This is a genomic window from Streptomyces sp. MA5143a (genome assembly GCF_900290235.1).
Lineage (GTDB): Bacteria > Actinomycetota > Actinomycetes > Streptomycetales > Streptomycetaceae > Streptomyces.
The window spans coordinates 237,773-257,956 of sequence record NZ_OLMK01000010.1; the positions used below are offsets into that span (position 1 = coordinate 237,773).

General features: G+C 72.2%; 17 protein-coding genes. 10 read left to right on the plus strand and 7 right to left on the minus strand.

Annotation, left to right across the window (positions count from 1 at the left end):
- Positions 1-87: 87 nt before the first annotated feature.
- The gene (locus SMA5143A_RS05415) at positions 88-813 is read right to left on the minus strand and encodes a MerR family transcriptional regulator (protein WP_107461760.1); all 726 of its coding nucleotides are present in this window, start codon (positions 811-813) and stop codon (positions 88-90) included.
- An 89-nt stretch (positions 814-902) separates the two neighbouring features.
- Here SMA5143A_RS05415 and SMA5143A_RS05420 point away from each other — a divergent pair, with 89 nt between their 5' ends.
- Both SMA5143A_RS05420 and SMA5143A_RS05425 read left to right on the plus strand, forming a co-directional pair.
- Positions 903-1,382, plus strand: a complete 480-nt coding sequence (locus SMA5143A_RS05420) for an Appr-1-p processing protein (protein WP_107461761.1) — start codon at positions 903-905, stop codon at positions 1,380-1,382.
- Positions 1,383-1,499: 117 nt separating this feature from the next.
- Positions 1,500-1,976, plus strand: a complete 477-nt coding sequence (locus SMA5143A_RS05425) for a F0F1 ATP synthase subunit B family protein (protein WP_107461762.1) — start codon at positions 1,500-1,502, stop codon at positions 1,974-1,976.
- Positions 1,977-2,019: 43 nt separating this feature from the next.
- Here SMA5143A_RS05425 and SMA5143A_RS05430 read toward each other — a convergent pair whose 3' ends face one another.
- The gene (locus tag SMA5143A_RS05430) at positions 2,020-3,567 is read right to left on the minus strand and encodes a M1 family metallopeptidase (protein WP_107461763.1); all 1,548 of its coding nucleotides are present in this window, start codon (positions 3,565-3,567) and stop codon (positions 2,020-2,022) included.
- Positions 3,568-3,792: 225 nt separating this feature from the next.
- Between SMA5143A_RS05430 and SMA5143A_RS05435 the strand changes: the two genes are divergently transcribed.
- The 3 genes from SMA5143A_RS05435 (at position 3,793) to SMA5143A_RS05445 (ending at position 8,852) form a co-directional block, all read left to right on the plus strand.
- A complete protein-coding gene (locus tag SMA5143A_RS05435) occupies positions 3,793-5,778 on the plus strand; it encodes a Xaa-Pro dipeptidyl-peptidase (RefSeq protein ID WP_107461764.1) in 1,986 nt (661 codons plus the stop codon).
- Positions 5,775-7,043 (plus strand): M14 family metallopeptidase, encoded by a 1,269-nt coding sequence (locus SMA5143A_RS05440; protein ID WP_107461765.1) that lies wholly within the window; start codon positions 5,775-5,777, stop codon positions 7,041-7,043. The genes SMA5143A_RS05435 and SMA5143A_RS05440 overlap by 4 nt, the downstream gene beginning before the upstream one ends.
- A gap of 123 nt (positions 7,044-7,166) precedes the next feature.
- On the plus strand, positions 7,167-8,852 hold the full coding sequence (locus tag SMA5143A_RS05445; RefSeq protein WP_257234272.1) for a BCCT family transporter: 1,686 nt from the start codon (positions 7,167-7,169) through the stop codon (positions 8,850-8,852).
- A 101-nt stretch (positions 8,853-8,953) separates the two neighbouring features.
- Here the strand turns inward: SMA5143A_RS05445 and SMA5143A_RS05450 are convergent, their stop codons facing one another.
- Positions 8,954-9,904, minus strand: coding sequence for an FAD-dependent oxidoreductase (locus SMA5143A_RS05450; protein WP_258193345.1), 951 nt, complete (start codon positions 9,902-9,904; stop codon positions 8,954-8,956).
- Between the two features lie 66 nt (positions 9,905-9,970).
- Between SMA5143A_RS05450 and SMA5143A_RS05455 the strand changes: the two genes are divergently transcribed.
- Entirely contained in the window at positions 9,971-10,999 is a 1,029-nt protein-coding gene (locus SMA5143A_RS05455) for an oxidoreductase (protein WP_107461767.1), read from the plus strand.
- Between the two features lie 136 nt (positions 11,000-11,135).
- Positions 11,136-12,776, plus strand: a complete 1,641-nt coding sequence (locus SMA5143A_RS05460; RefSeq protein ID WP_107461768.1) for an ABC-F family ATP-binding cassette domain-containing protein — start codon at positions 11,136-11,138, stop codon at positions 12,774-12,776.
- A gap of 76 nt (positions 12,777-12,852) precedes the next feature.
- Here SMA5143A_RS05460 and SMA5143A_RS05465 read toward each other — a convergent pair whose 3' ends face one another.
- The 3 genes from SMA5143A_RS05465 to SMA5143A_RS05470 all read right to left on the minus strand — a co-directional run bounded on the left by SMA5143A_RS05465 (position 12,853) and on the right by SMA5143A_RS05470 (position 16,709).
- On the minus strand, positions 12,853-15,231 hold the full coding sequence (locus tag SMA5143A_RS05465; protein ID WP_107461769.1) for a Tex family protein: 2,379 nt from the start codon (positions 15,229-15,231) through the stop codon (positions 12,853-12,855).
- A 298-nt stretch (positions 15,232-15,529) separates the two neighbouring features.
- Positions 15,530-15,673 carry an LPFR motif small protein gene (locus SMA5143A_RS42910; RefSeq protein ID WP_169797823.1) on the minus strand — a complete coding sequence of 48 codons (144 nt, stop codon included), beginning with the start codon at positions 15,671-15,673 and terminating at the stop codon, positions 15,530-15,532.
- A gap of 166 nt (positions 15,674-15,839) precedes the next feature.
- Positions 15,840-16,709 (minus strand): SCO6745 family protein, encoded by an 870-nt coding sequence (locus tag SMA5143A_RS05470; RefSeq protein WP_107461770.1) that lies wholly within the window; start codon positions 16,707-16,709, stop codon positions 15,840-15,842.
- 169 nt (positions 16,710-16,878) lie between these two features.
- On the opposite strand from SMA5143A_RS05470, the gene SMA5143A_RS05475 reads away from it, so the two are divergent.
- Together SMA5143A_RS05475 and SMA5143A_RS05480 are read left to right on the plus strand one after the other, a co-directional pair.
- The gene (locus SMA5143A_RS05475; RefSeq protein ID WP_107461771.1) at positions 16,879-17,838 is read left to right on the plus strand and encodes a GlxA family transcriptional regulator; all 960 of its coding nucleotides are present in this window, start codon (positions 16,879-16,881) and stop codon (positions 17,836-17,838) included.
- Between the two features lie 10 nt (positions 17,839-17,848).
- On the plus strand, positions 17,849-18,484 hold the full coding sequence (locus tag SMA5143A_RS05480; protein WP_107461772.1) for a DJ-1/PfpI family protein: 636 nt from the start codon (positions 17,849-17,851) through the stop codon (positions 18,482-18,484).
- Between the two features lie 21 nt (positions 18,485-18,505).
- Here the strand turns inward: SMA5143A_RS05480 and SMA5143A_RS05485 are convergent, their stop codons facing one another.
- A complete protein-coding gene (locus SMA5143A_RS05485; protein ID WP_107461773.1) occupies positions 18,506-19,249 on the minus strand; it encodes an enoyl-CoA hydratase/isomerase family protein in 744 nt (247 codons plus the stop codon).
- Between the two features lie 398 nt (positions 19,250-19,647).
- Here SMA5143A_RS05485 and SMA5143A_RS05490 point away from each other — a divergent pair, with 398 nt between their 5' ends.
- On the plus strand, positions 19,648-20,157 hold the full coding sequence (locus tag SMA5143A_RS05490; protein ID WP_107461795.1) for an ATP-binding protein: 510 nt from the start codon (positions 19,648-19,650) through the stop codon (positions 20,155-20,157).
- The last annotated feature ends 27 nt before the right edge of the window (positions 20,158-20,184 follow it).

Consider the following 20,184-nt stretch of genomic DNA (forward strand, 5'->3'; position numbering starts at 1 on the left):
GGCGGCCGCGGGTTCGTTGTGGCTGGTCGCGCAGTTCCCCGCGCCCCTGAAGAGCGACCGGGGCTGCGCCCCTTGCTTTTCACCCCCTCACCCCTCCTTCAGCCACTCCCGCAGCTCGTCCCGCAGGGAGCGCTGGAAGGTCGTCAGCAGGGCCTGGACGACCAGGGGCTGCATGTGGGCCGAGAGGGACTTCACCGCCTGCGGGTCCCGCTCGGCCACCGCGTCGCGGAAGAGACCGGACAGTTCGTGGGCGGCCGCCCGGGCGTGCTCGATCAGGACGCTCCGCGCGGCGAGGATCGACTCCTGGGACAGGGGCACGTCGAGGAGTTCCGCGCCCAGCCGCAGCAGACCGGGGTCCACCCGGAACCCGTCGCCGTCCCGTTCGACCAGGCCCATCGCCGTGAGCCGCTCCACGTCGTCCTCGTCGAGGGACCGCCCGGCCCGCGGTTCCAGCTCCTCCCGTGTCACCGTCTCCACCGCGTCCGGCGCCCAGGAGGCCACGACGGCCCGCTGCAGGGCGAGATCGCGCGGCGACAGATCCGGCGGCAGCTGCCGCAGATACCGCTCGATGGCGGCCAGGGTCATGCCCTGCCGCTGGAGTTCCTCGATCAGCGCGAGCCGGGCCAGATGGCCGCGCCCGTACCGGCCCACCCGACGCGGACCGATCACCGGCGGCGGCAGCAGACCCTTGGTGCTGTAGAAGCGGACCGTGCGCACCGTCACGCCGGCCCGCGCGGCCAGCTCGTCCACGGTCAGGACCCCCTCCTCGGTGTCCTCGGCCGCGTCGGCGCCTTCCCCGGTCTCGGTCGTCATGCACAGCAGTATCGCTGTCCCACCAGTGCGGTGAAACCTTCAACAGCTGCTCAGGGCGATTGTCAGTGGCCGCCCGTACGGTGGGGCCCATGTCGGGGATCACGTACGTCAGGGGGGACGCCACCGTGCCGCTGGGCAAGGGCGTCAAGGTCATCGCCCACGTCAGCAACGACCTCGGCGGCTGGGGCAAGGGCTTCGTCCTCGCCGTGTCCCGCCGCTGGCCGGAACCGGAGGCGGCCTACCGCGCCTGGCACCGCGACCGGGCGCACAACGACTTCGGGCTCGGCGCGGCCCAGTTCGTCCAGGTCGGCCCGTACACCTGGGTGGCCAACCTGATCGGCCAGCGCGGTATCCGGACGGGCAGCAAGGGCGTCCCCGTCCGCTACGAGGCCATCGACGCAGCCCTCGCCCTGCTCGCCGACAAGGCCCTGGAGCTCGGGGCCTCCGTCCACATGCCGCGCATCGGCTGTGGTCTCGCCGGCGGCACGTGGTCGCGGGTGGAGCCCCTGATCGCCGAGCGGCTCGTGCGGCGGGGGATAGCGGTGACGGTGTACGACCACGGGGACTGACGGACCGGCGGCGTGCCGGGGCGAGCGGCGGCCATTGGGGTGAACCGTCGTCGATTACCGGTCAACTCTGGCGCAGACGTGCGACGCGTCGCGCGTGTGAACGGGTAAGTCACCGGTATGAACCTTCTTCCGGTGGACATCGGCCCGTTGAACCCCCCGGTCGCGGAACTCGTCGTCGCGGCGGTGCTGTTCGCGCTGGTGTTCCTCTTCTTCGTCCGGCTGGCGCCCCGGGTGCAGCGCGTGTTGGCGGAGCGGGAAGCGGCCACCGACGGGGCGCGGGCGAGGGCCGATGAGGTACGGCGGGAGGCGGAGGTCAAGCGGGCGGAGGTGGCCGCGACCCTGGCCGAGGCCCGCCACGAGGCCGCCCGCATCCGCCAGCGCGCCTTCGAGGAGGGCACCACCCTGGTCGCCGAGGCCCGCACGGAAGCCCAGCGCGAGTACTCCACCATCCTCACCGAGGGCCAGGTCCGCATCGCCTCCGACCGTGCCGCCGCCGAGGCCGAACTCCGCGTCTACGTATCGGAGTTGGCTTCGAACCTGGCAAGCAGGGTCCTGGGCGAACGGATCGAGGCCGAGGCCCGGTCCCGCCGGTAGGAGCGGGGCGCGGCCCCCGGCTCCTCCTCCTGCGCCGTGGCGGTCACGGCACTAGGGCCCCGCGCCCGTGCCCGCCCTCAGCCCCGTGCCCGGCCTCGTGCCGGTGCACGGAGTTCGTCGCCGCGATCTTCTTCCAGGACTTCGGCGCCTTCACCACCCCGTTCCCCCGCGCGGCGACCCCCGCCCGCTCGGCCGCCGCGGCACCCGGCTTCACCGGCTGGTACAGCCACGTGTCGAGGAGGGAGCCCAGTCGCCGCCCCGACACCTCCTCCGCGTACGCGACGAAGTCGCCCACCGTCGCGTTGCCGTACGCGTACCTCGTCGGCCACCCCTTCAGGATCTCGAAGAACGCCGCGTCCCCGATCTCGTTGCGCAGCGCCTGCAACGCGAGGGCGCCCCGGTCGTAGACGGCGATGTGGAACTGGTTCTCCGGCCCCGGGTCGCCCGGCCTGACCGTCCAGAAGGCATCGTCGGCCGCCCGGGAGACATACACATGGTCGGCGATCTCCTGCGCCGTGCCCTCGTTCTCGTGCTCGGACCACAGCCACTGCGCGTACCGGGCGAAGCCCTCGTTGATCCAGATGTCCTTCCACCCGGCGACGGAGACGAGGTCGCCGTACCACTGGTGGGCCAGCTCGTGCACGACCACCGACACGTTCGACCCGCTCGCGAACTGGCGGGGACTGTAGAACGGGCGCGTCTGTGTCTCCAGGGCGTACCCCACCTGCGGGGTGTTGGGCACGTATCCGCCGAGGGCGTTGTACGGATACGGCCCGAAGTGTTCGCTCAGCCAGGCCGCGACCTCGCCGGTCCGCTCGACGCTCGCGCGGGCCGCGCCGGCGTCGTCGCCGAGGTCCTTGCTGTAGGCGTTGACGATGGGGATGCCGTTCTCGGTCCGCCCGGTCGTGAGGTCGAACCTCCCGACGGCGAGCGTGGCGAGATACGTGGCCTGCGGCTTGTTGGAGCGCCAGTTGTAGCGGGTCCAGCCCGCGCGGGAGGAGGTCGACTGGAGCGTGCCGTTGGAGAGGGCCTGGGTGCCGTCGGGGACGAGGACCGACACGTCGTACGTGGCCTTGTCGCGCGGGTGGTCGTTGCTGGGGAACCACCACCAGGCCGCCTCGGGCTCGCCCGCCGCGACTCCGCCGTCCGGGGTGCGGAGCCAACTGGTGAAGCCGTATGCCTGCTCGGCGGACGGCACCCCGGCGTAACGCACCACGACGGTGACCTCCGTGCCCTTGGGCAGCGGGTTCCTCGGCGTGATCTCCAGCTCGTGCTCGCCGGAGGTGGTGAAGGCCGCCCTGGTGCCGTTGACCCGTACCTCGCTCACGTCGAGGAGGAAGTCCAGGTTGAGGCGGGACAGGTTCTCGGTGGTCCGGGCCAGCAGGGTCGCCGTCCCCTCCAACCGGTCCGTCCTCGGCTGGTACTTGAGCCGGAGGTCGTAGTGGGAGACGTCATATCCGCCGTTGCCGTAGGCCGGGTAGTAGGGGTCGCCGATCCCCGGCGCACCGGGCTCGTAGGAGGCCGCCGATGCCGGGATCGCCAGCAGGAGGGAGGCCGCGAACGCGCCCGGGGCGATGAGTCTGCGGTGCACGAATCACTCCAAGTCCTCGGTGAACGGTTCCGCTCGTCTGTGCGGAGCCTATTGAGTCCCTGTGCGCCCAGCCGTGTCCATCGCCACCGCTGTCACACGATCGCCATTCGGCCGACATGAGTCACCCCCCTTGACGCTCCTTTCAAGCCAACACCGTGGCCGATGTCCCTCGCGCACCAAGAGGCCCTCTTTTGAACGGGAGTTGACAGCAGTACCGTCCGGCGCATGCCGATATCTGCGCGACGCACCCCCCTTTCGACCTGGAGATCTCTCGCCACGGTCGCCACGTCCGCCGTCCTGATGGCCACCTTCGTCACCCCGGCGGTCGCCGACAGCGCGACGCCCCCGAAGAGCCGGCCCGTCTACGCCTACGACAAGGCCATCCGCGAGGCCGTCTGGGTGGACACCGGACTCGACGGCGACCGCGACGGACGGAACGACCGCGTCGCCGTCGACATCGTCCGCCCGAGTGAACCCGCCCAGCGGGGCCGGAAGATCCCCGTGATCATGGACGCCAGCCCGTACTACTCGTGCTGTGGACGCGGCAACGAGAGCCAGCGCAAGACGTACGACGCGCACGGGAACGTCGTCCAGATGCCGCTGTTCTACGACAACTACTTCGTGCCCCGCGGCTACGCCTTCGTCGCCGTCGACCTCGCCGGGACCAACCGCTCCGACGGCTGCGTGGACGTCGGCGGCCGCTCCGACATCCAGTCCGCCAGGGCGGTCGTCGACTGGCTCAACGGCCGGGGGAGGGCCTACACCACCCGCACCGGCTCCACGAGGGCCAAGGCCGGCTGGACCAACGGCAGAACCGGCATGATCGGCAAGAGCTACGACGGCACCATCGCCAACGGGGTCGCGGCGACCGGCGTCAAGGGCCTGAAGACCATCGTCCCGATCGGCGCCATCTCCTCCTGGTACGACTACTACTTCGCCAAGGGCGCCCCCCTCTACAGCTCCGGCCCCGACTGGCTGTCCGACGCCGTCGAGAGCCCCGAGGCCCGCGCCAAGTGCGCCCACGTCCAGCAGTCGCTCGTGGACGGCGCCCCACGCACCGGCGACTGGACGCGGCTGTGGACCGAGCGCGACTACGTCAAGGACGTCCGAAAGATCGACGCCAGCGTCTTCGTCATCCACGGCCAGCAGGACCTCAACGTCCGCCCCAAGCACTTCGGTCAGTGGTGGGACGCCCTCGCCAAGCACGGCGTCGAGCGCAAGATCTGGCTCTCCCAGACCGGCCACGTCGACCCCTTCGACTTCCGCCGCGCCGCCTGGGTCGACACCCTGCACCGCTGGTTCGACCACGAGCTCCTCGGCTACGACAACGGCATCGACGACGAGCCCATGGCCGACATCGAGCGCCACCCCGACCAGTGGGTGACGACGAAGACCTGGCCGCCGCGCACGACGAAGACCACGACCCTCCGCCCCGGCAAGGGCGCCCAGGCAGGCGTCGGCACCCTCGGCCTGCGCAAGCGGTCCGGCACCGAGACCCTCACCGACGACCCCACCCTGAACGAGACCGACTGGGCGGCGCACATCGGCCGCCCCACCCCCGAGAAGGCGGGCTTCGTCACCGCCCCGCTCACCAAGGACCTGCGACTGTCCGGCTCCGCCAAGGTGACCGTCACCGCCACGCCCACCACCTCGACCGCCCACCTCTCGGCGATCCTCGTGGACCTCGGCCCGGACACCATCCGCGACTACTCCACCGCCGGCGAGGGCATCACCACCCTCACCGACCGCACCTGCTGGGGCCCGAGCACCACCGGTGACAGCTCCTGCTACCTGAAGACCCGGACGAAGACCGCCGCCGTCGACTACACGATCTTCAGCCGCGGCTGGGCCGACCTCGGCAACCACTCCTCCGGCACCGGCTCCCCGCTCACCCCCGGCACCCCGTACACCCTCACGCTCGACCTGCACGCGAGCGACCACGTCGTCCCGGCCGGTCACCGGCTCGCCCTCATCGTCGCGGGCACCGACGAGGGCCTCATCGACCCGCCGTCGACGACCCCCACCCTGACTCTCGACCTCAAGCGCACCTACGCCGAGGTGCCGATGGTCGGCGGACCCACCGCCTTCAAGAAGGCGACCTCGGGCGCCACCCCCGCACCGAAGGGATCCGCCCCCGCACCGCAGGGCTCCGTCCTCGACGGCGTCGGCGACCCGAGCGGCCCCGCCCGCCTCCCCGGTGACGGCGCATGAGGGCGCGGATCGCCGCGCTGATCGCCACCGCGCTCGCCGCGCCCCTGCTGTCGACCCCCGCGTACGCGGCGGACACCACGCCCCTGCCGCGCACCGGATTCGAGCAGTCGGGCGGAGCCCGGTGGACGAGCCAGCCGGAGGAGGAGGAGTTCCTCGCCGCGGTGGACCGGGCGAGCCCCCGGGTGGCGGTCACCCGTGTCGGCACCACCGCGCAGGACCGCCCGCTCCATCTCGTCCGGATCGGTACCCGCCCCACGTCGCGGACGGTGCTCCTCGTGTGCAGCCAGCACGGTGACGAGCCCTCCGGCCGCGAGGCGTGCCTCACCACCGTCCGGGACCTCGCCCGGCCCGGTGACCGGCGGGCCGGGCGATTGCTGAAAACCACCACCGTGCTCGTCGTGCCCACCGCCAATCCCGACGGCAGGGCCGCCGACACCCGCGGCAACAGCGACGGCGTCGACATCAACCGCGACCATCTGGCCCTGCGGACCGCGGAGGCCAGGGCACTCGCCGCGATCGTCCGCGATCGCAAACCGGACATTGTCTACGACCTGCACGAGTACGGCGCCACACCCCCGTACTACGACAAGGACCTGTTCGACCTCTGGCCGCGCAACCTCAACACGGACGCGGCCGTCCACACCGAGGCGCGCACCCTGTCCCTGGACCACGTACGGCCGGCGGCGCGGGCGGCGGGCCACTCCACCGGCACGTACGGCATCTGGACCGACCCGGTCACCGGCGAACCGATCCGGCAGGTCGCGGGTGACGGCCAGGAACGCATCCTGCGGAACATGTCCGGGGTCAAGCACTCCGTCGGCCTGCTCATCGAGAGCCGAGTCGAACCTCCGACGCCGGACACTCCCGAGCCGGTCAACAACCAGCGGCGCGTCGACTCCCAACGCGCCGCCCTCCACGGCCTGTTCGGGTTCACGGTGGAGCGGGGCCGCCAGGTCGACGCCGCGACCCGCGCGGCCCGTCTCGCCGGCCTGCGCGACACCGGGCCGGTGTATCTCGGCGGCGCCGACAACGACCCGGCCGAACCCGCCGAGGTGCTCAAGGACCCGCCCTGCGGCTACCGGCTCACCGCTCGGCAGTACGCGGAGGTCGGCGACGAGCTGGCCCTGCACGGCGTCCGCGCGCGTACCCGCGACGACGGTGTGCTCGTTCCGTTGCGCCAGCAACTGCGCGCGCTCGTTCCCCTCCTCCTGGACGAACGGGCGCCGTACCACCTGACGGTGGGAGAACCCGACGCCACCTGTTGAAGAAGAAAGGGTCGGGGTCACATGGGGTAGGGCTCGCTGGGCAGGAGTAGCTCAGTTCCAGCCACTCGCGGAAAGGTTCCACCTGTGACGCACGATCACACCACCACCCACCACGGGGGAGGCCTGCTTCCCGGCTCGGAGGCGGGCCTCCCCGGCGGCGGGCGGCCCAGAACCGATCGCGTCGTGTTCGGCGTGACGGCAGCACTGACCTTGGCGTTCGTGCTCTGGGGTGCCCTTGCCACCGACTCGCTGGAGAGCGTCTCCGGCAAGATGCTGAGCGGCCTCATCCACAACGGCGGCTGGGCGTTCATGCTGGCCGCCTCCTGCTTCGTGGTCTTCGCCCTGTGGCTCGCCGCCAGTCGCTACGGCCGTATCCACCTCGGTGTGGAGGGGGAGAAGCCCGAGTTCCGCACGGTGTCGTGGGTCGCCATGATGTTCAGCGCCGGCATGGGCATCGGCCTGATGTTCTACGGCGTGAGCGAGCCCCTCGCGCACTTCACCACGCCCCCGCCGGGCACCGACCCGAAGGTGGCCGGTGAGCGTATGGAGACGGCGATGGCGACCACGCTGTTCCACTGGACGCTCCACCCCTGGGCGATCTACGCGGTGGTCGGCCTCGCCATCGCCTACAGCACCTTCCGCAAGCGCCGCCGCCAGACGATCAGCGCCGTCTTCACCCCGCTGATCGGCGAGAAGCACGCGAACGGCACCGGCGGCCGGGTCATCGACATCCTAGCCATCGTGGCCACCATCTTCGGCTCGGCGGCCTCCCTCGGTCTCGGAGCGCTCCAGATCGGCTCCGGCGCACGGGAGCTGGACTGGATGGACAAGGTCAGCACCGGACTGCTCGTCGGCATCATCGCCGTGCTGACCCTGGCCTTCGTCGCCTCCGCGGTGTCCGGCGTGGAGAAGGGCATCCAGTGGCTGTCCAACACCAACATGGTCCTGGCCCTGGCCCTGCTCCTCTTCGTCTTCGTGGCCGGACCGACCATCCTCGTCCTCGACCTCCTGCCCACCTCGGTCTTCTCCTACCTCGGTGACCTGCCGCAGCTCGCCGGCCGCACCGAGGCGTCCGGCGGCAAGGGCGTGGCCGACTGGCTGAGCAGCTGGACCGTCTTCTACTGGGCGTGGTGGATCTCCTGGACGCCCTTCGTCGGCATGTTCATCGCGCGCATCAGCCGTGGCCGCACCATCCGCCAGTTCATCGGCGGTGTGATCCTCGTGCCCAGCTCGGTCAGCCTCGTGTGGTTCGCGGTGTTCGGCGGCACGGCCATGAAGCTCCAGGACCAGGGCCGACTCGGCGACGAGTCGACCCCCGAGGGCCAGCTGTTCGCGGTCCTCAACCAGTTCCCGGCGGCCACCCTCACCTGTCTGCTGGTGATGGTCCTGGTCGGCATCTTCTTCGTCTCCGGCGCCGACGCCGCCTCCATCGTCATGGGCACGCTCTCCCAGCGCGGCGCCCTCGAACCGGGGCGCTTCGTCGTCGTCTTCTGGGGCGTCCTCACCGGAGCCGTCGCCGCGATCATGCTCCTCGTCGGCAGCGGCCAGGGCGACGCCCTCACCGGCCTGCAGAACCTCACGATCCTGGCGGCCGCCCCGTTCGTCCTGGTCATGATCGGCATGTGTGTGGCGCTCATGCGCGACCTGCGCCGCGACTCGGTGATCGTGCGGGAGGAGATGGCCTCCGAGGCCGTCGAACTCGCCGTCATCGAGGGCCACAAGCGCTACGACGGCGAGTTCGAGATCAGGGTCGGTCCGGGGCAGGGAACGGAGATCGAGGGCGACCCCATCGGACACCGCAAGGAATGACCGCCACCGGGGGAGCGCCGGACCGGCCCGGCGTCCCCTGCCCCCGCCCCGGCGTCCCCTGCCTCCCCTTGCCTCCCCCGGCCCCAGCCCCGGCCTCGCCGTCATCCGGCGGCGAGTTCCGCGGCCTCCCGGGCGCATCCCCAGGCCACCGTCACGCCCGCCCCGCCGTGCCCGTAGTTGTGCACCAACAGCCGCCCGTCCGCCGCACGCTCCCGCTCCAGCCGTACGGCGGGCCGGGTCGGCCGCAGCCCCACCCGGTGTTCGATCACCCGCGCCCCCGCGATCTCCGGTCGCACGGCCGCGCACCGCCGCACGATCGCCTCGGCGGTCACGGGATCCGGCGTCATCGACCAGGCGTCCTCCTCCGCCGTCCCCCCGAGGATCAATCCGCCCGGCTGCGGAATGAAGTACGTGCTCGTGGCGTCGGCGTGATCCACCGACGTCATCCAGGTGGTGACCCCCGGGTTCTCCACCACCACCAACTGCCCCCGCACCGGCCGCACCGACGGGTCCGGCACCAGGTCCCGGGCGTCGAGCCCCGTGCAGTTGACGACCACCCGGGCGTCGACCGCCCCGAGATCCGAGACCGCGCGCTCCTCGACCGTCCCGCCCGCCGCGACGAACCGCTCGCGCAGCCACCGCAGATGGACCGGCATGTCGATCACCGGAAGCCGCGCCCAGAGCCCGGTCCCCGCGTACTCCTGTGCCGTGGCGGCCCGCAGCCCCGCCACCCGTGAGGCCCACGCCCCGAGTCCGTCCAGTGTGGTCTCGCCGTGTACGCCCTCGACCATGCGTACGCCCGTCTCGTCCGGCCGCGCCGCCAACTCCTCGTACACCGTCAGCGATACGAGCGCCCACGCGCCGGCGAGTGCCTCCGGCTCGACCCGGTACGGCCACCACAGCCCGCCCGCCACGGCGGACGTGGTCCGCTCCGCGGGCTCCCGTGCCCACAGGCGTACCCGTCGGCCGCTCTCCGCGAGGACGACGGCCGTCGTCAGACCGATGACACCGCCACCGACCACGATCACATCGCTGTTCGATTCCTTGGTCACGAGGGGACGTTAACGGAATATGTCATGCCGTGCTCACAAGTCTGGCTTTGTGGGGATACTCACACCATGTCTGCCGAGTACGCGACCTTCGGCCTGGCACCGGCGATCCGCGCCGGTGGCGTCCTCGCCGACGGTGCCTACCAAGCCCACCGGGACTTCGTGGACTTCATCGTCGACGGACGCCCGCTGCTGTTCCAGCTCTCCGACCTCGACGCCGTCTCCCCGCTCGCCTCCGACGTCCCGCCCTCGATCTTCACCGCCCAGGTGCGCAGCCTGCTCCTGGAGGCCGACGCGCCCCTCCCCGGCGGCCGGTACGTCATCTACGGCTGCCCCGAGTGCGCGGACCTCGCCTGCGGGGCCGTGACCGCGGTGATAGAGCGGGACGGCGACGACTACGTGTGGCGCGACTTCGCCTGGCAGACGGACGAGGAGGCCGACCTCGGACTGAACGGCTACACCGGTATCGGCCCCTTCCGGTTCCACGGCTCCGAGTACCGGAGCGCCCTTCAGTCGCTGCTGCGCGAGGACGCCGACGACACGTCGCCGCGCCGACGGGTCCTCCTCATCGGTGCCCGGGTCGCCGTCCTCGCCAAACTCGCCGCCGCCCTGCGGGCCATCGGGATCGGCGCCGACATGGCGCAGGGTGCCGCCGGTGTGCCCGACGAGGAACTGCGCGGCTACGGCGCGGTCGTCTTCGGCCGGGCCGTCGGCGAGCAGGACCGGCAGGCGGTGCGGAGCGCCTTCGACCGGGCGGGCGGGGAGGTCGCGTACGTCGACGGGTTCGCGCCGATCATTCCGCTCCTCGTGGCGCAGATCGAGAGCGCGCTCGACCGCAGCCCGGCCCGACAGCGCCGGCTCACCCGGCTGATCGCGGCGGACGGGCAGGCCGGCATCGAGATCACCTCGACCTGCCGCGTGGAGTTGACCGCGTACCGCCTCGACCGGCTCTACCGGACGCACACGTACCGCTTCTTCGACGGGATCCTGCCTGCGGGGCAGCACCGGATCGGGCTGGACGCGAAGTCCGTGAAGGGGGAGTCGTTCATCGTGGCCCGGACCACGGGGACGGTGCTGGTGGAGCCGATGGGGCGCTGAACGGAGGCGAGGGTGCCGGTGGGGCGGTGACCGGGGGTGAGGGTGCCGGTGGGGCGGTGACCGGAGGTGAGGGTCGCCGTGGCGCGGTGACGGGCCGCCGTCGTCGGTCGGCCGCGGGTCGTTAGGATCGCACCCTGTGACCGCCACCCTCGTCGTCAAGAACCTCGCCGCCGGCCACGGCGACCGCTCGCTCTTCTCCGGGCTCGACCTCGTGGTCGCGCCCGGCGACGTGATCGGGCTGGTCGGCGCCAACGGCGCGGGCAAGTCCACGCTGCTGCGGCTGCTCGCCGGGCTCCTCCCGCCGGAACAGGGGGAGCTGCGGCTGTCCCCGCCCACGGCCAACGTCGGGCACCTCCCGCAGGAGCCGGAGCGCCGCGAGGGCGAGACGGTCCGGGAGTTCCTCGCCCGCCGCACCGGCGTCGCGGAGGCCCAGCGCGTGATGGACGACGCCACCCAGGGGCTCGTGGACGGGACGCCGGGCGCGGACGACGCGTACTCGGCCGCCCTGGAGCGCTGGCTCGACCTCGGCGGCGCCGATCTCGACGAGCGGGCCGCGGAGGTCGTCGACTCCCTCGGTCTGGCCGTCGACCTGGACCAGCCGATGACCGGCCTCTCCGGCGGCCAGGCCGCCCGAGCCGGCCTCGCCTCCCTCCTCCTCTCCCGCTACGACGTCTTCCTCCTCGACGAACCCACCAACGACCTCGACCTCGACGGCCTGGAACGCCTCGAACGCTTCGTGAGCGGCCTGCGCGCCGGCACGGTCGTCGTCAGCCACGACCGCGAGTTCCTCACCCGCACCGTCACCAAGGTCCTCGAACTCGACCTGGCGCAGCAGCAGATCAACCTCTACGGCGGCGGCTACGAGGCGTACCTGGAGGAGCGTGACACGGCCCGGCGGCACGCCCGCGAGGACTACGAGGAGTACGCCGACAAGAGGGCCGCGCTCCAGGACCGCGCCCAGACGCAGCGCTCCTGGATGGACAAGGGCGTCAAGAACGCCCGGCGCAAGGCGGGCAACGACAACGACAAGATCGGCCGCAAGTTCCGCAGCGAGGCCAGCGAGAAGCAGGCCGCCAAGGCCCGGCAGACCCAGCGCATGATCGAGCGCCTCGACGTCGTCGAGGAGCCGCGCAAGGAGTGGGAGCTGCGCATGGAGATCGCGTCGGCCCCGCGCTCCGGCGCCGTCGTCGCGACCCTGCGCGACGCGCAGGTGAAGCGGGGCGACTTCGCCTTCGGCCCGGTGTCCCTGCAGATCGACTGGGCCGACCGCGTCGCCATCACCGGCGCCAACGGCGCGGGCAAGTCCACGCTCCTCGGCGCCCTGCTGGGCCGGATCCCGCTGGACTCGGGCGACGCCTCCCTCGGCTCCGGTGTCCTCGTCGGCGAGGTCGACCAGGCCCGCGCGCTCTTCCACGGCCCCGAGTCCCTCCTCGACGCCTTCTGCGCGGCCGTGCCCGACACCGAGCCGGTCGAGGTCCGCACCCTCCTGGCCAAGTTCGGCCTGAAGTCCCACCACGTCCTGCGCCCGGCCGTGACCCTCTCACCCGGAGAACGCACCCGCGCCGCCCTCGCCCTCCTCCAGGGCCGCGGCGTGAACCTCCTGGTCCTGGACGAGCCCACCAACCACCTCGACCTGCCCGCCATCGAGCAGCTGGAGTCCGCCCTCGACGCCTACGAGGGCACCCTGCTCCTGGTCACCCACGACCGCCGCATGCTCGACGCGGTACGGGTGACCAGGCGCTTCGAGGTGACCTCGGGCAGGGTCACGGAGAACTGAGCCGCGGCCCACGGCCTGACGGCACACCGGTGCCGGGCACCCCGCGAACGGGGCGCCCGGCACCGGCACGGCCGGTTCAGCGGCGCTTCGGGTCCAGCAGCCCCGCCTTGCGCAGCGCGTCCGCCATCGCGCTGTTCGACGGAGCCGGCGCGGCGCCCTGCTGCCGGGAACCGCCCCCGCCGCCCCCGCCACGGCCCTGCCGCTGCTGAGGGGCGCGGGCGCCCCGCTGAGGCCGCGCGCCCCCGCCGGACTGGCCCTGCGGCGCGGCCTCGTCGTCCAGCCGCAGCGTCAGCGAGATCCGCTTGCGCGGAATGTCGACGTCGAGGACCTTCACCTTGACGATGTCGCCGGGCTTGACGACGTCCCGCGGGTCCTTCACGAACGTCTTGGACATCGCGGAGACGTGCACGAGCCCGTCCTGGTGCACCCCGACGTCCACGAAGGCACCGAAGGCCGCCACGTTCGTCACGACCCCCTCCAGCACCATCCCGGAGACCAGGTCGGAGATCTTCTCGACGCCCTCCTTGAACGTGGCCGTCTTGAAGGCGGGCCGCGGGTCGCGCCCCGGCTTCTCCAGCTCCTTCAGGATGTCCGTCACGGTCGGCAGACCGAACGTCTCGTCCACGAAGTCACCGGGCCTCAGCGACCGCAGCACGCCCGTGTTGCCGACCAGCGCCGCGACCTCGCTGCCCGCCACCTTCACCATCCGCCGCACCACGGGGTACGCCTCCGGGTGCACGCTGGACGCGTCCAGCGGGTCGTCGCCGCCCCGGATCCGCAGGAAGCCCGCGCACTGCTCGTACGCCTTCGGGCCGAGCCGCGCCACGCCCTTCAGCTGGGAACGGGACCGGAACGGACCGTTGGCGTCCCGGTGGGCCACGATGTTCTCGGCGAGACCGGAGGAGATGCCGGACACCCGTGCGAGCAGCGGCGCGGAGGCCGTGTTGACGTCGACACCGACGCCGTTCACACAGTCCTCGACGACCGCGTCCAGCGAGCGCGACAGCTTCACCTCGGACAGGTCGTGCTGGTACTGGCCGACGCCGATCGACTTCGGGTCGATCTTCACCAGCTCGGCGAGCGGGTCCTGCAGTCGCCGCGCGATCGAGACGGCACCGCGCAGGGAGACGTCCATCCCGGGCAGCTCCTGCGAGGCGAACGCCGACGCCGAGTACACCGACGCGCCCGCCTCGGACACCATCACCTTGGTGAGCTTCAGCTCCGGGTGCCGGGTGATCAGCTCACCGGCGAGCTTGTCGGTCTCGCGGGACGCCGTGCCGTTGCCGATGGCGACCAGCTCGACCGCGTGCTCCTTGGCGAGCCGGGCCAGCTTGGCGATGGCCTCGTCCCACTTGTTGGCCGGAACATGCGGGTAGATGACGTCGGTCGCGACCACCTTGCCCGTCGCGTCGACCACGGCGACCTTCACGCCCGTACGGAAACCGGGGTCGAGTCCCAGCGTCGCGCGGGTCCCGGCGGGGGCCGCGAGCAGCAGGTCGCGCAGGTTCGCCGCGAAGACGTTCACCGCCTCGTCCTCGGCGGCCGTGCGCAGCCGCAGCCGCAGGTCGATACCGAGGTGCACGAGGACGCGGGTCCGCCACGCCCAGCGGACGGTGTCCGTGAGCCACTTGTCGGCGGGACGCCCACGATCGGCGATCCCGAACTTGTGCGCGATGATGCCCTCGTACGACGACGGGCCGTCCGTCGGCTCCTCCGGCTCCAGGACCAGGTCGAGGACGTCCTCCTTCTCGCCCCGCAGCATCGCGAGGACGCGGTGGGAGGGCAGCTCGGTGAACGGCTCCGCGAAGTCGAAGTAGTCGGCGAACTTGGCGCCCGCCTCCTCCTTGCCGTCCTTCACCTTGGCCGCCAGCCGGCCCCGCACCCACATGCGCTCGCGCAGCTCGCCGATCAGGTCGGCGTCCTCCGAGAACCGCTCGGTGAGGATGGCCCGCGCGCCGTCCAGCGCGGCCTGCGGGTCGGCGACGCCCTTGTCGGCGTCGACGAACGCCGCGGCGGCGGCCGACGGCTCCACGGTCGGGTCGCCCAGCAGGCCCTCGGCGAGCGGTTCGAGCCCCGCCTCGCGGGCGATCTGCGCCTTGGTGCGCCGCTTCGGCTTGAACGGCAGGTAGATGTCCTCCAGCCGCGCCTTGGTCTCGGCGCCGCGGATCTGCGCCTCCACCTCGGGTGTCAGCTTGCCCTGCTCACGCACCGAGTCGAGGATCGCCGCACGGCGGTCCTCCAGCTCGCGCAGATACCGCAGCCGCTCCTCGATCGTGCGCAGCTGCGCGTCGTCGAGCATCTCGGTCGCTTCCTTGCGGTAGCGGGCGATGAAGGGAACGGTCGAACCGCCGTCGAGCAGTTCCACCGCGGCCTTCACCTGCCGCTCCCGTACGCCGAGTTCCTCGGCGATCCTGCCTTCGATGGACCCTACTTCGATGGATCCGGGTGTCGTCACGATCCCGTACCGCCTTCTCCACTGAGGTTGCGCGGCAATTGTGGCAGGTGACGCCGACAACGGGGGATCAGGGCGACGCGTGCCGGTCACCGGACCGGAAAGGACGGGGGAACACGGCCCGGACGGACCGGGGAGCCAAGGTCCGGACGGACCGGGGAGCAGGATCCGGGGGAATCGGGCGGCAGGATCCGGGTGGATCGGGCGGCAGCACCCGGGCGCTCGTGGAGTGGGCCCCGGGCATGCCGGGAGCCGGACGCGGGGTCGCGTCCGGCTCCCTCGGTCGGCGGCTCGGCCGGGGTCAGGCCCGGCGGGCGCGTCCGGTGCGGCGCGTGGAGCTGGAGGCGCCGCCGAACAGCCGGGCCACGGCCCGGAACGGCAGGGTCACCACCGTGGCGATGGCCCCTCCGATCTGCCGCAACACATCTGCGATCGCACGGAACACGTACTTCCCCTTTCCTCTCCCGGCCGACCGGGCCGGGAAAGCACGGGTACCGCGTCCCGCTTCCTTCATGCGTGAACGGTGCCGGTCGGCCGGAATGCCGGACCGCGGGCGTGCCGCCGACCTGCCCGTGTGACGCCGGCCCGGCCGACGCGCCGCCCCGGCCCGGTCACTTCTTGCCGATCAACCCCTCCGGGAACGCCCCCGCCCCGACCATGGTCGGCACGATGCCGCCCAGCAGCTCGGTGAGGCGTTCCACGCCGGCCGCGCCCAGATGCTCGTACGGGGCCCGGTCGAGGCGGTCTGTCGCCGTCTCGATCTCCTCGCGCAGCGCGATGCCCGCCTGGGTCAACTCGCCCTCGCCGTCGACCAGTCCGCGCTCCTGGAGCCGCCCTCGGGCCGCCTCCCAGTCGGCCCGCGTCCAGCCGCGGGTGCCGAGCAGCCACTTCGGGGACATGCCCTTGCCGGTGGCCGAGTGGCTGACCAGTGCCTCGACCGGGTCGAGCCCGGCACCGAGGAGGACCGCGATGTGCCCGTCGCCCCGGTGCTCCCGCAGCAGCGTGGCCGCGTGCCACAGCGCCAGGTGCGGTCGCTCGGGCACGGGGAGGTCGGCGTGCGCGGCGTACAGGGGGCGCGCCGTCCGGACGCACGCCTCGGTGGCGCGCAGGGCCAGCTCGGCCGCCTCCGCGACCTCCTTGGAGCCGATCAGTTCCTCGCCGAGCAGCCGCCGCAGCGTCGCGTCGGCGACCCGCTCGCGGGCCGCCAGCACCACCGTGGGCGAGGCCGTCCCCCACACGGCGGGCACATGCCGGGCCACGAGTTCGTGCCGGAAGTTGAAGAACGTCGCCGTCACCACGCCCGGTCCGACCGGGCCCATGGCGGCGGCGCGCACCGCGAAGTACGCCGCGCTCGGGTGCTCGACCCCCACGGCACCCAGCTCCCGCCCGAGGTCCGGGGAGAAGTAGTGCGCGGAGTGGAACGGGTTGAGCAGGTTGTGGCAGCGCCGCTCGGCGCGCTCCGGCAGGGAGGAAGACGTCATGCCCCGCAGGTTACCGACTGGTCGGTTCGCGGGGTGGGGGAGGTCGCACGTGCCCTTGCTCACCCTTGCGGCCCCCGGCCGCTCACCCCGCCCCCCACCCGCGGCCGATGGCAGGAAAGGTGGGGTGCTCGTCATTGCGGCCCTCGCCCGGGCTGCCAAGAATCGAGACATGCGCACAGTCCTGGTCGTCCTCTTCGACGGCGTGCAGAGCCTCGACGTCACGGGCCCCCTTGAGGTCTTCCAGGGCGGTGAGCTGCACGCCCCGGGCACGTACCGCATCCGCACGGCCTCCCTGGACGGCGCCGCGGTACGCACCTCCAGCGGCCTCACCGTCGTCCCCGACCAGGCCCTCACGGCGTCGGCCACCCCGCACACCTTGCTCGTCCCCGGCGGCCAGGGCACCCGGAACCCCGCCCCCGACGTCGTCGCCTGGCTCCGGGAACACGGCCCGCGCGCGGAGCGCCTGGTGTCGGTCTGCACCGGCGCGATCCTGCTCGCCGAGGCGGGCCTCCTGGACGGCCGCCGGGCGACGACCCACTGGGCGTACTGCGACAAGCTGGCCCGCGACCACCCGTCGGTGGAGGTCGACCCGGACCCCATCTACGTCCGCGACGGCCAGGTCTCCACCTCCGCCGGGGTCACCGCCGGCATCGACCTGTCGCTGGCGCTCGTCGAGGAGGACCTCGGCCGCGAGGTCGCCCTCGACATAGCCCGCCACCTGGTCGTCTTTCTGCGCCGCCCCGGCAACCAGGCCCAGTTCAGCGCCCAGCTCGCCGCGCAGACCGCGCGCCGGGAGCCGCTCCGCGAGGTCCAGCACTGGATCACCGAGCACCCCGGCGGTGATCTGAGCGTGGAGACGCTGGCGGCCCGGGCCCGTCTCTCACCCCGGCACTTCGCCCGCGCCTTCCAGGCCGAGACCGGTACGACCCCGGGCCGCTATGTCGACCGGGTCCGCCTCGAACACGCCCGCCGGCTGCTGGAGGACACCCCCGACGGCGTCGAGGAGATCTCGCGCGCCTGCGGCTACGGCACCCCCGAGGCCATGCGCCGGGCCTTCGTCAAGGCCCTCGGCACGGCCCCCGCGGAGTACCGCCGCCGCTTCCGGCCCGCTTCCGCCCCCACCCACTGAAGGGAACCCCATGCAGATCGCGATCGTCCTCTTCGACCGCTTCACCGCCCTCGACGCCGTCGGCCCCTACGAGACCCTCGGCCGTCTCCCCGACGCCGAACTGGTCTTCGTCGCCGAGGAGACCGGCCCCGTCCGCAGCGACACCGGCGCGCTCGCCCTCACGGCGGACAGGACGCTCGCCGAGGTCCCGTCCCCGGACGTCGTCGTGGTGCCGGGCGGACCCGGCCAGTTCGCGCAGATGGAGAACGAGACCCTCTTCGCGTGGCTGCGCGCGGCCGACCGTACGAGCACCTGGACGACCTCCGTCTGCACCGGCTCCCTGATCCTGGCCGGCGCCGGCCTCCTCGAAGGACGCCGGGCCACCTCGCACTGGCTGGCGCTGGACTTCCTCAAGCAGTACGGCGCCGAGCCGACGGGGGAGCGGGTCGTGTTCGACGGCAAGTACGTCACCGCGGCCGGGGTCTCCTCCGGCATCGACATGGGCCTCACCCTGATCGGCCGGATCGCGGGGGACGAGCACGCCCAGGCCGTCCAGCTGATGATCGAGTACGACCCGCAGCCGCCGTACGACGCGGGCGCCCCGCACAAGGCGCCCGCCCACCTCGTGGAGGAGTTCCGCACCAACAGCCGCTTCGCCCTGATGTGACCTCCGGGGCACTCGGGCCTCTCACACCGTCCAGGTGAACCGGGGCACCCTGCGCTCGAGGAACGCGGCGACGCCCTCCGCGGCGTCGCCGCTGCCACGCGCCTGCTCGGCCCAGTGGGCGTCCCGGTCGGTCCGTCCGTCGGCGAACTCCTTGGCCGCCGCCTGGGTCAGCCGGGAGCGCGAGACCAGCACCCGGGTGAACTCCGCGACCCGCTCGGCCAGCCCGCCCCCGGGCAGCACCTCGTCCACCAGCCCCGTACGCAGCGCCCGCTCGCTGTCGATCAACTCACCCGAGAACAGAAGGTACTTGGCGGTGCCGGGACCGACCAGCGACACCAACCGCCGGGTGGAGGAGGACGGATAGACGAGCCCCAGCTTCGCGGGCGTGATCCCGAACAGCGACCCCTCCTCCGCGAACCGCAGGTCACAGGCCGCCGCGAGTTGCGACCCCCCGCCCACACAGTGCCCCCGGATCGCCGCGAGCGTCGGCTTGGGAAAGGCCGCGAGCGCCTCCTCGGCCCGTAGCGCCAGCCCCTGGGCCTCGCCCGGCGACCGCCGTAGCGTGGAGATGTCGGCCCCCGCACAGAACGTCCCGCCCTCCCCGGTCAGCACCAGCGCCCGTACGGAGGGGTCGGTGGCCAGCCGGTCGAGCAGCGGCGGCAGCGACCGCCACATCCCGGCCGTCATGGCGTTGCGCTTGGCCGGGTGGTGGATCACGACCGTCGCGACCCCGTCGGCGGTGGAATGCAGCAGTTGAGGGTCCATGCACCGGATGCTAGTCACCCCCCGCACCCATACGATCAAGAAGGGGCCCGAACGCGAGGGAGGCCCCGCGCGCCATGATCCTCATCGCGGCGGACCGATCCGGCCGGTCGGCAGCCTTGTCGTCCGCGGCGCATCCTGGACCTGGTCTCGGAGAAACTCACGGAGAGTCACCGGCCGACGGGTGGGAAGAGCGGGCACGGCACCGAACCCGTACAACCCGAATAGTTCTTGAAGCGGCACGCGCCCGGCAGAATCGTTCATTCTGCTGCTCGTCCCGAACGGGATCGGTCGAAGAAACGTCGATACGCGCTGACTTGTGTTCAGACACCCGTGGGCGGCGTCGAGTCGCCAACACTTAACGTGTGGTGACAATCGAGCGCAAGGGCGGCGACCGGACCATGGACGACCGAGGGCGCGGGGGCGACCCACGCCCGGCAGTCGGCGGGCACGCTCCCGACGATCTGAGGCCGCCGGGACCGCTGCCGTACGAAGGGGTCTGGCGGTTCACCGCGGCCGCCGTCGACGCCTCGGTGCCGCAGGCGCGGCGCGCCGTCCGAGACCTGCTGGCCCGTCAGGGCGTGCCGATCTCGGACGACCTCGTCCAGGGCTTAATGGTGATCGTCTCCGAGCTGGTGACCAACGCCGTCAAGCACGCGGCGGTGCTCTCGCCCACGCTCGCCGTCGAGGTCGGGGTCGGGGCGGAGTGGGTGCGGGTCGCGGTGGAGGACAACCACCCCTACCGCCCCACCGCCCTGGAGACCGACCACGGCCGGCTGGGCGGCCGGGGGCTGCTGCTGGTGCGGGAGATCACCCGGGAGGCCGGCGGGGTCTGCGACGTCGAACACACCGCGAGCGGCGGCAAGGTGATCTGGGCCGCCCTGCCGCTCAAACCCTCGCATCGCCTCTAGGGCGTGTTGCGAAAGTCCCGTCTGCCC

Bases quoted from the DNA above. Each gene is read 5' to 3' on its own strand.
- SMA5143A_RS05420 (WP_107461761.1), top strand. From the start codon at position 903: ATGTCGGGGATCACGTACGTCAGGGGGGACGCCACCGTGCCGCTGGGC.
- SMA5143A_RS05475 (WP_107461771.1), top strand. From the start codon at position 16,879: ATGCGCACAGTCCTGGTCGTCCTCTTCGACGGCGTGCAGAGCCTCGAC.
- SMA5143A_RS05485 (WP_107461773.1), bottom strand. From the start codon at position 19,249: ATGGACCCTCAACTGCTGCATTCCACCGCCGACGGGGTCGCGACGGTC.
- SMA5143A_RS05440 (WP_107461765.1), top strand. From the start codon at position 5,775: ATGAGGGCGCGGATCGCCGCGCTGATCGCCACCGCGCTCGCCGCGCCC.
- SMA5143A_RS05425 (WP_107461762.1), top strand. From the start codon at position 1,500: ATGAACCTTCTTCCGGTGGACATCGGCCCGTTGAACCCCCCGGTCGCG.
- SMA5143A_RS05470 (WP_107461770.1), bottom strand. From the start codon at position 16,709: ATGACGTCTTCCTCCCTGCCGGAGCGCGCCGAGCGGCGCTGCCACAAC.
- SMA5143A_RS05455 (WP_107461767.1), top strand. From the start codon at position 9,971: ATGTCTGCCGAGTACGCGACCTTCGGCCTGGCACCGGCGATCCGCGCC.
- SMA5143A_RS05415 (WP_107461760.1), bottom strand. From the start codon at position 813: ATGACGACCGAGACCGGGGAAGGCGCCGACGCGGCCGAGGACACCGAG.
- SMA5143A_RS05435 (WP_107461764.1), top strand. From the start codon at position 3,793: ATGCCGATATCTGCGCGACGCACCCCCCTTTCGACCTGGAGATCTCTC.
- SMA5143A_RS05480 (WP_107461772.1), top strand. From the start codon at position 17,849: ATGCAGATCGCGATCGTCCTCTTCGACCGCTTCACCGCCCTCGACGCC.
- SMA5143A_RS05490 (WP_107461795.1), top strand. From the start codon at position 19,648: ATGGACGACCGAGGGCGCGGGGGCGACCCACGCCCGGCAGTCGGCGGG.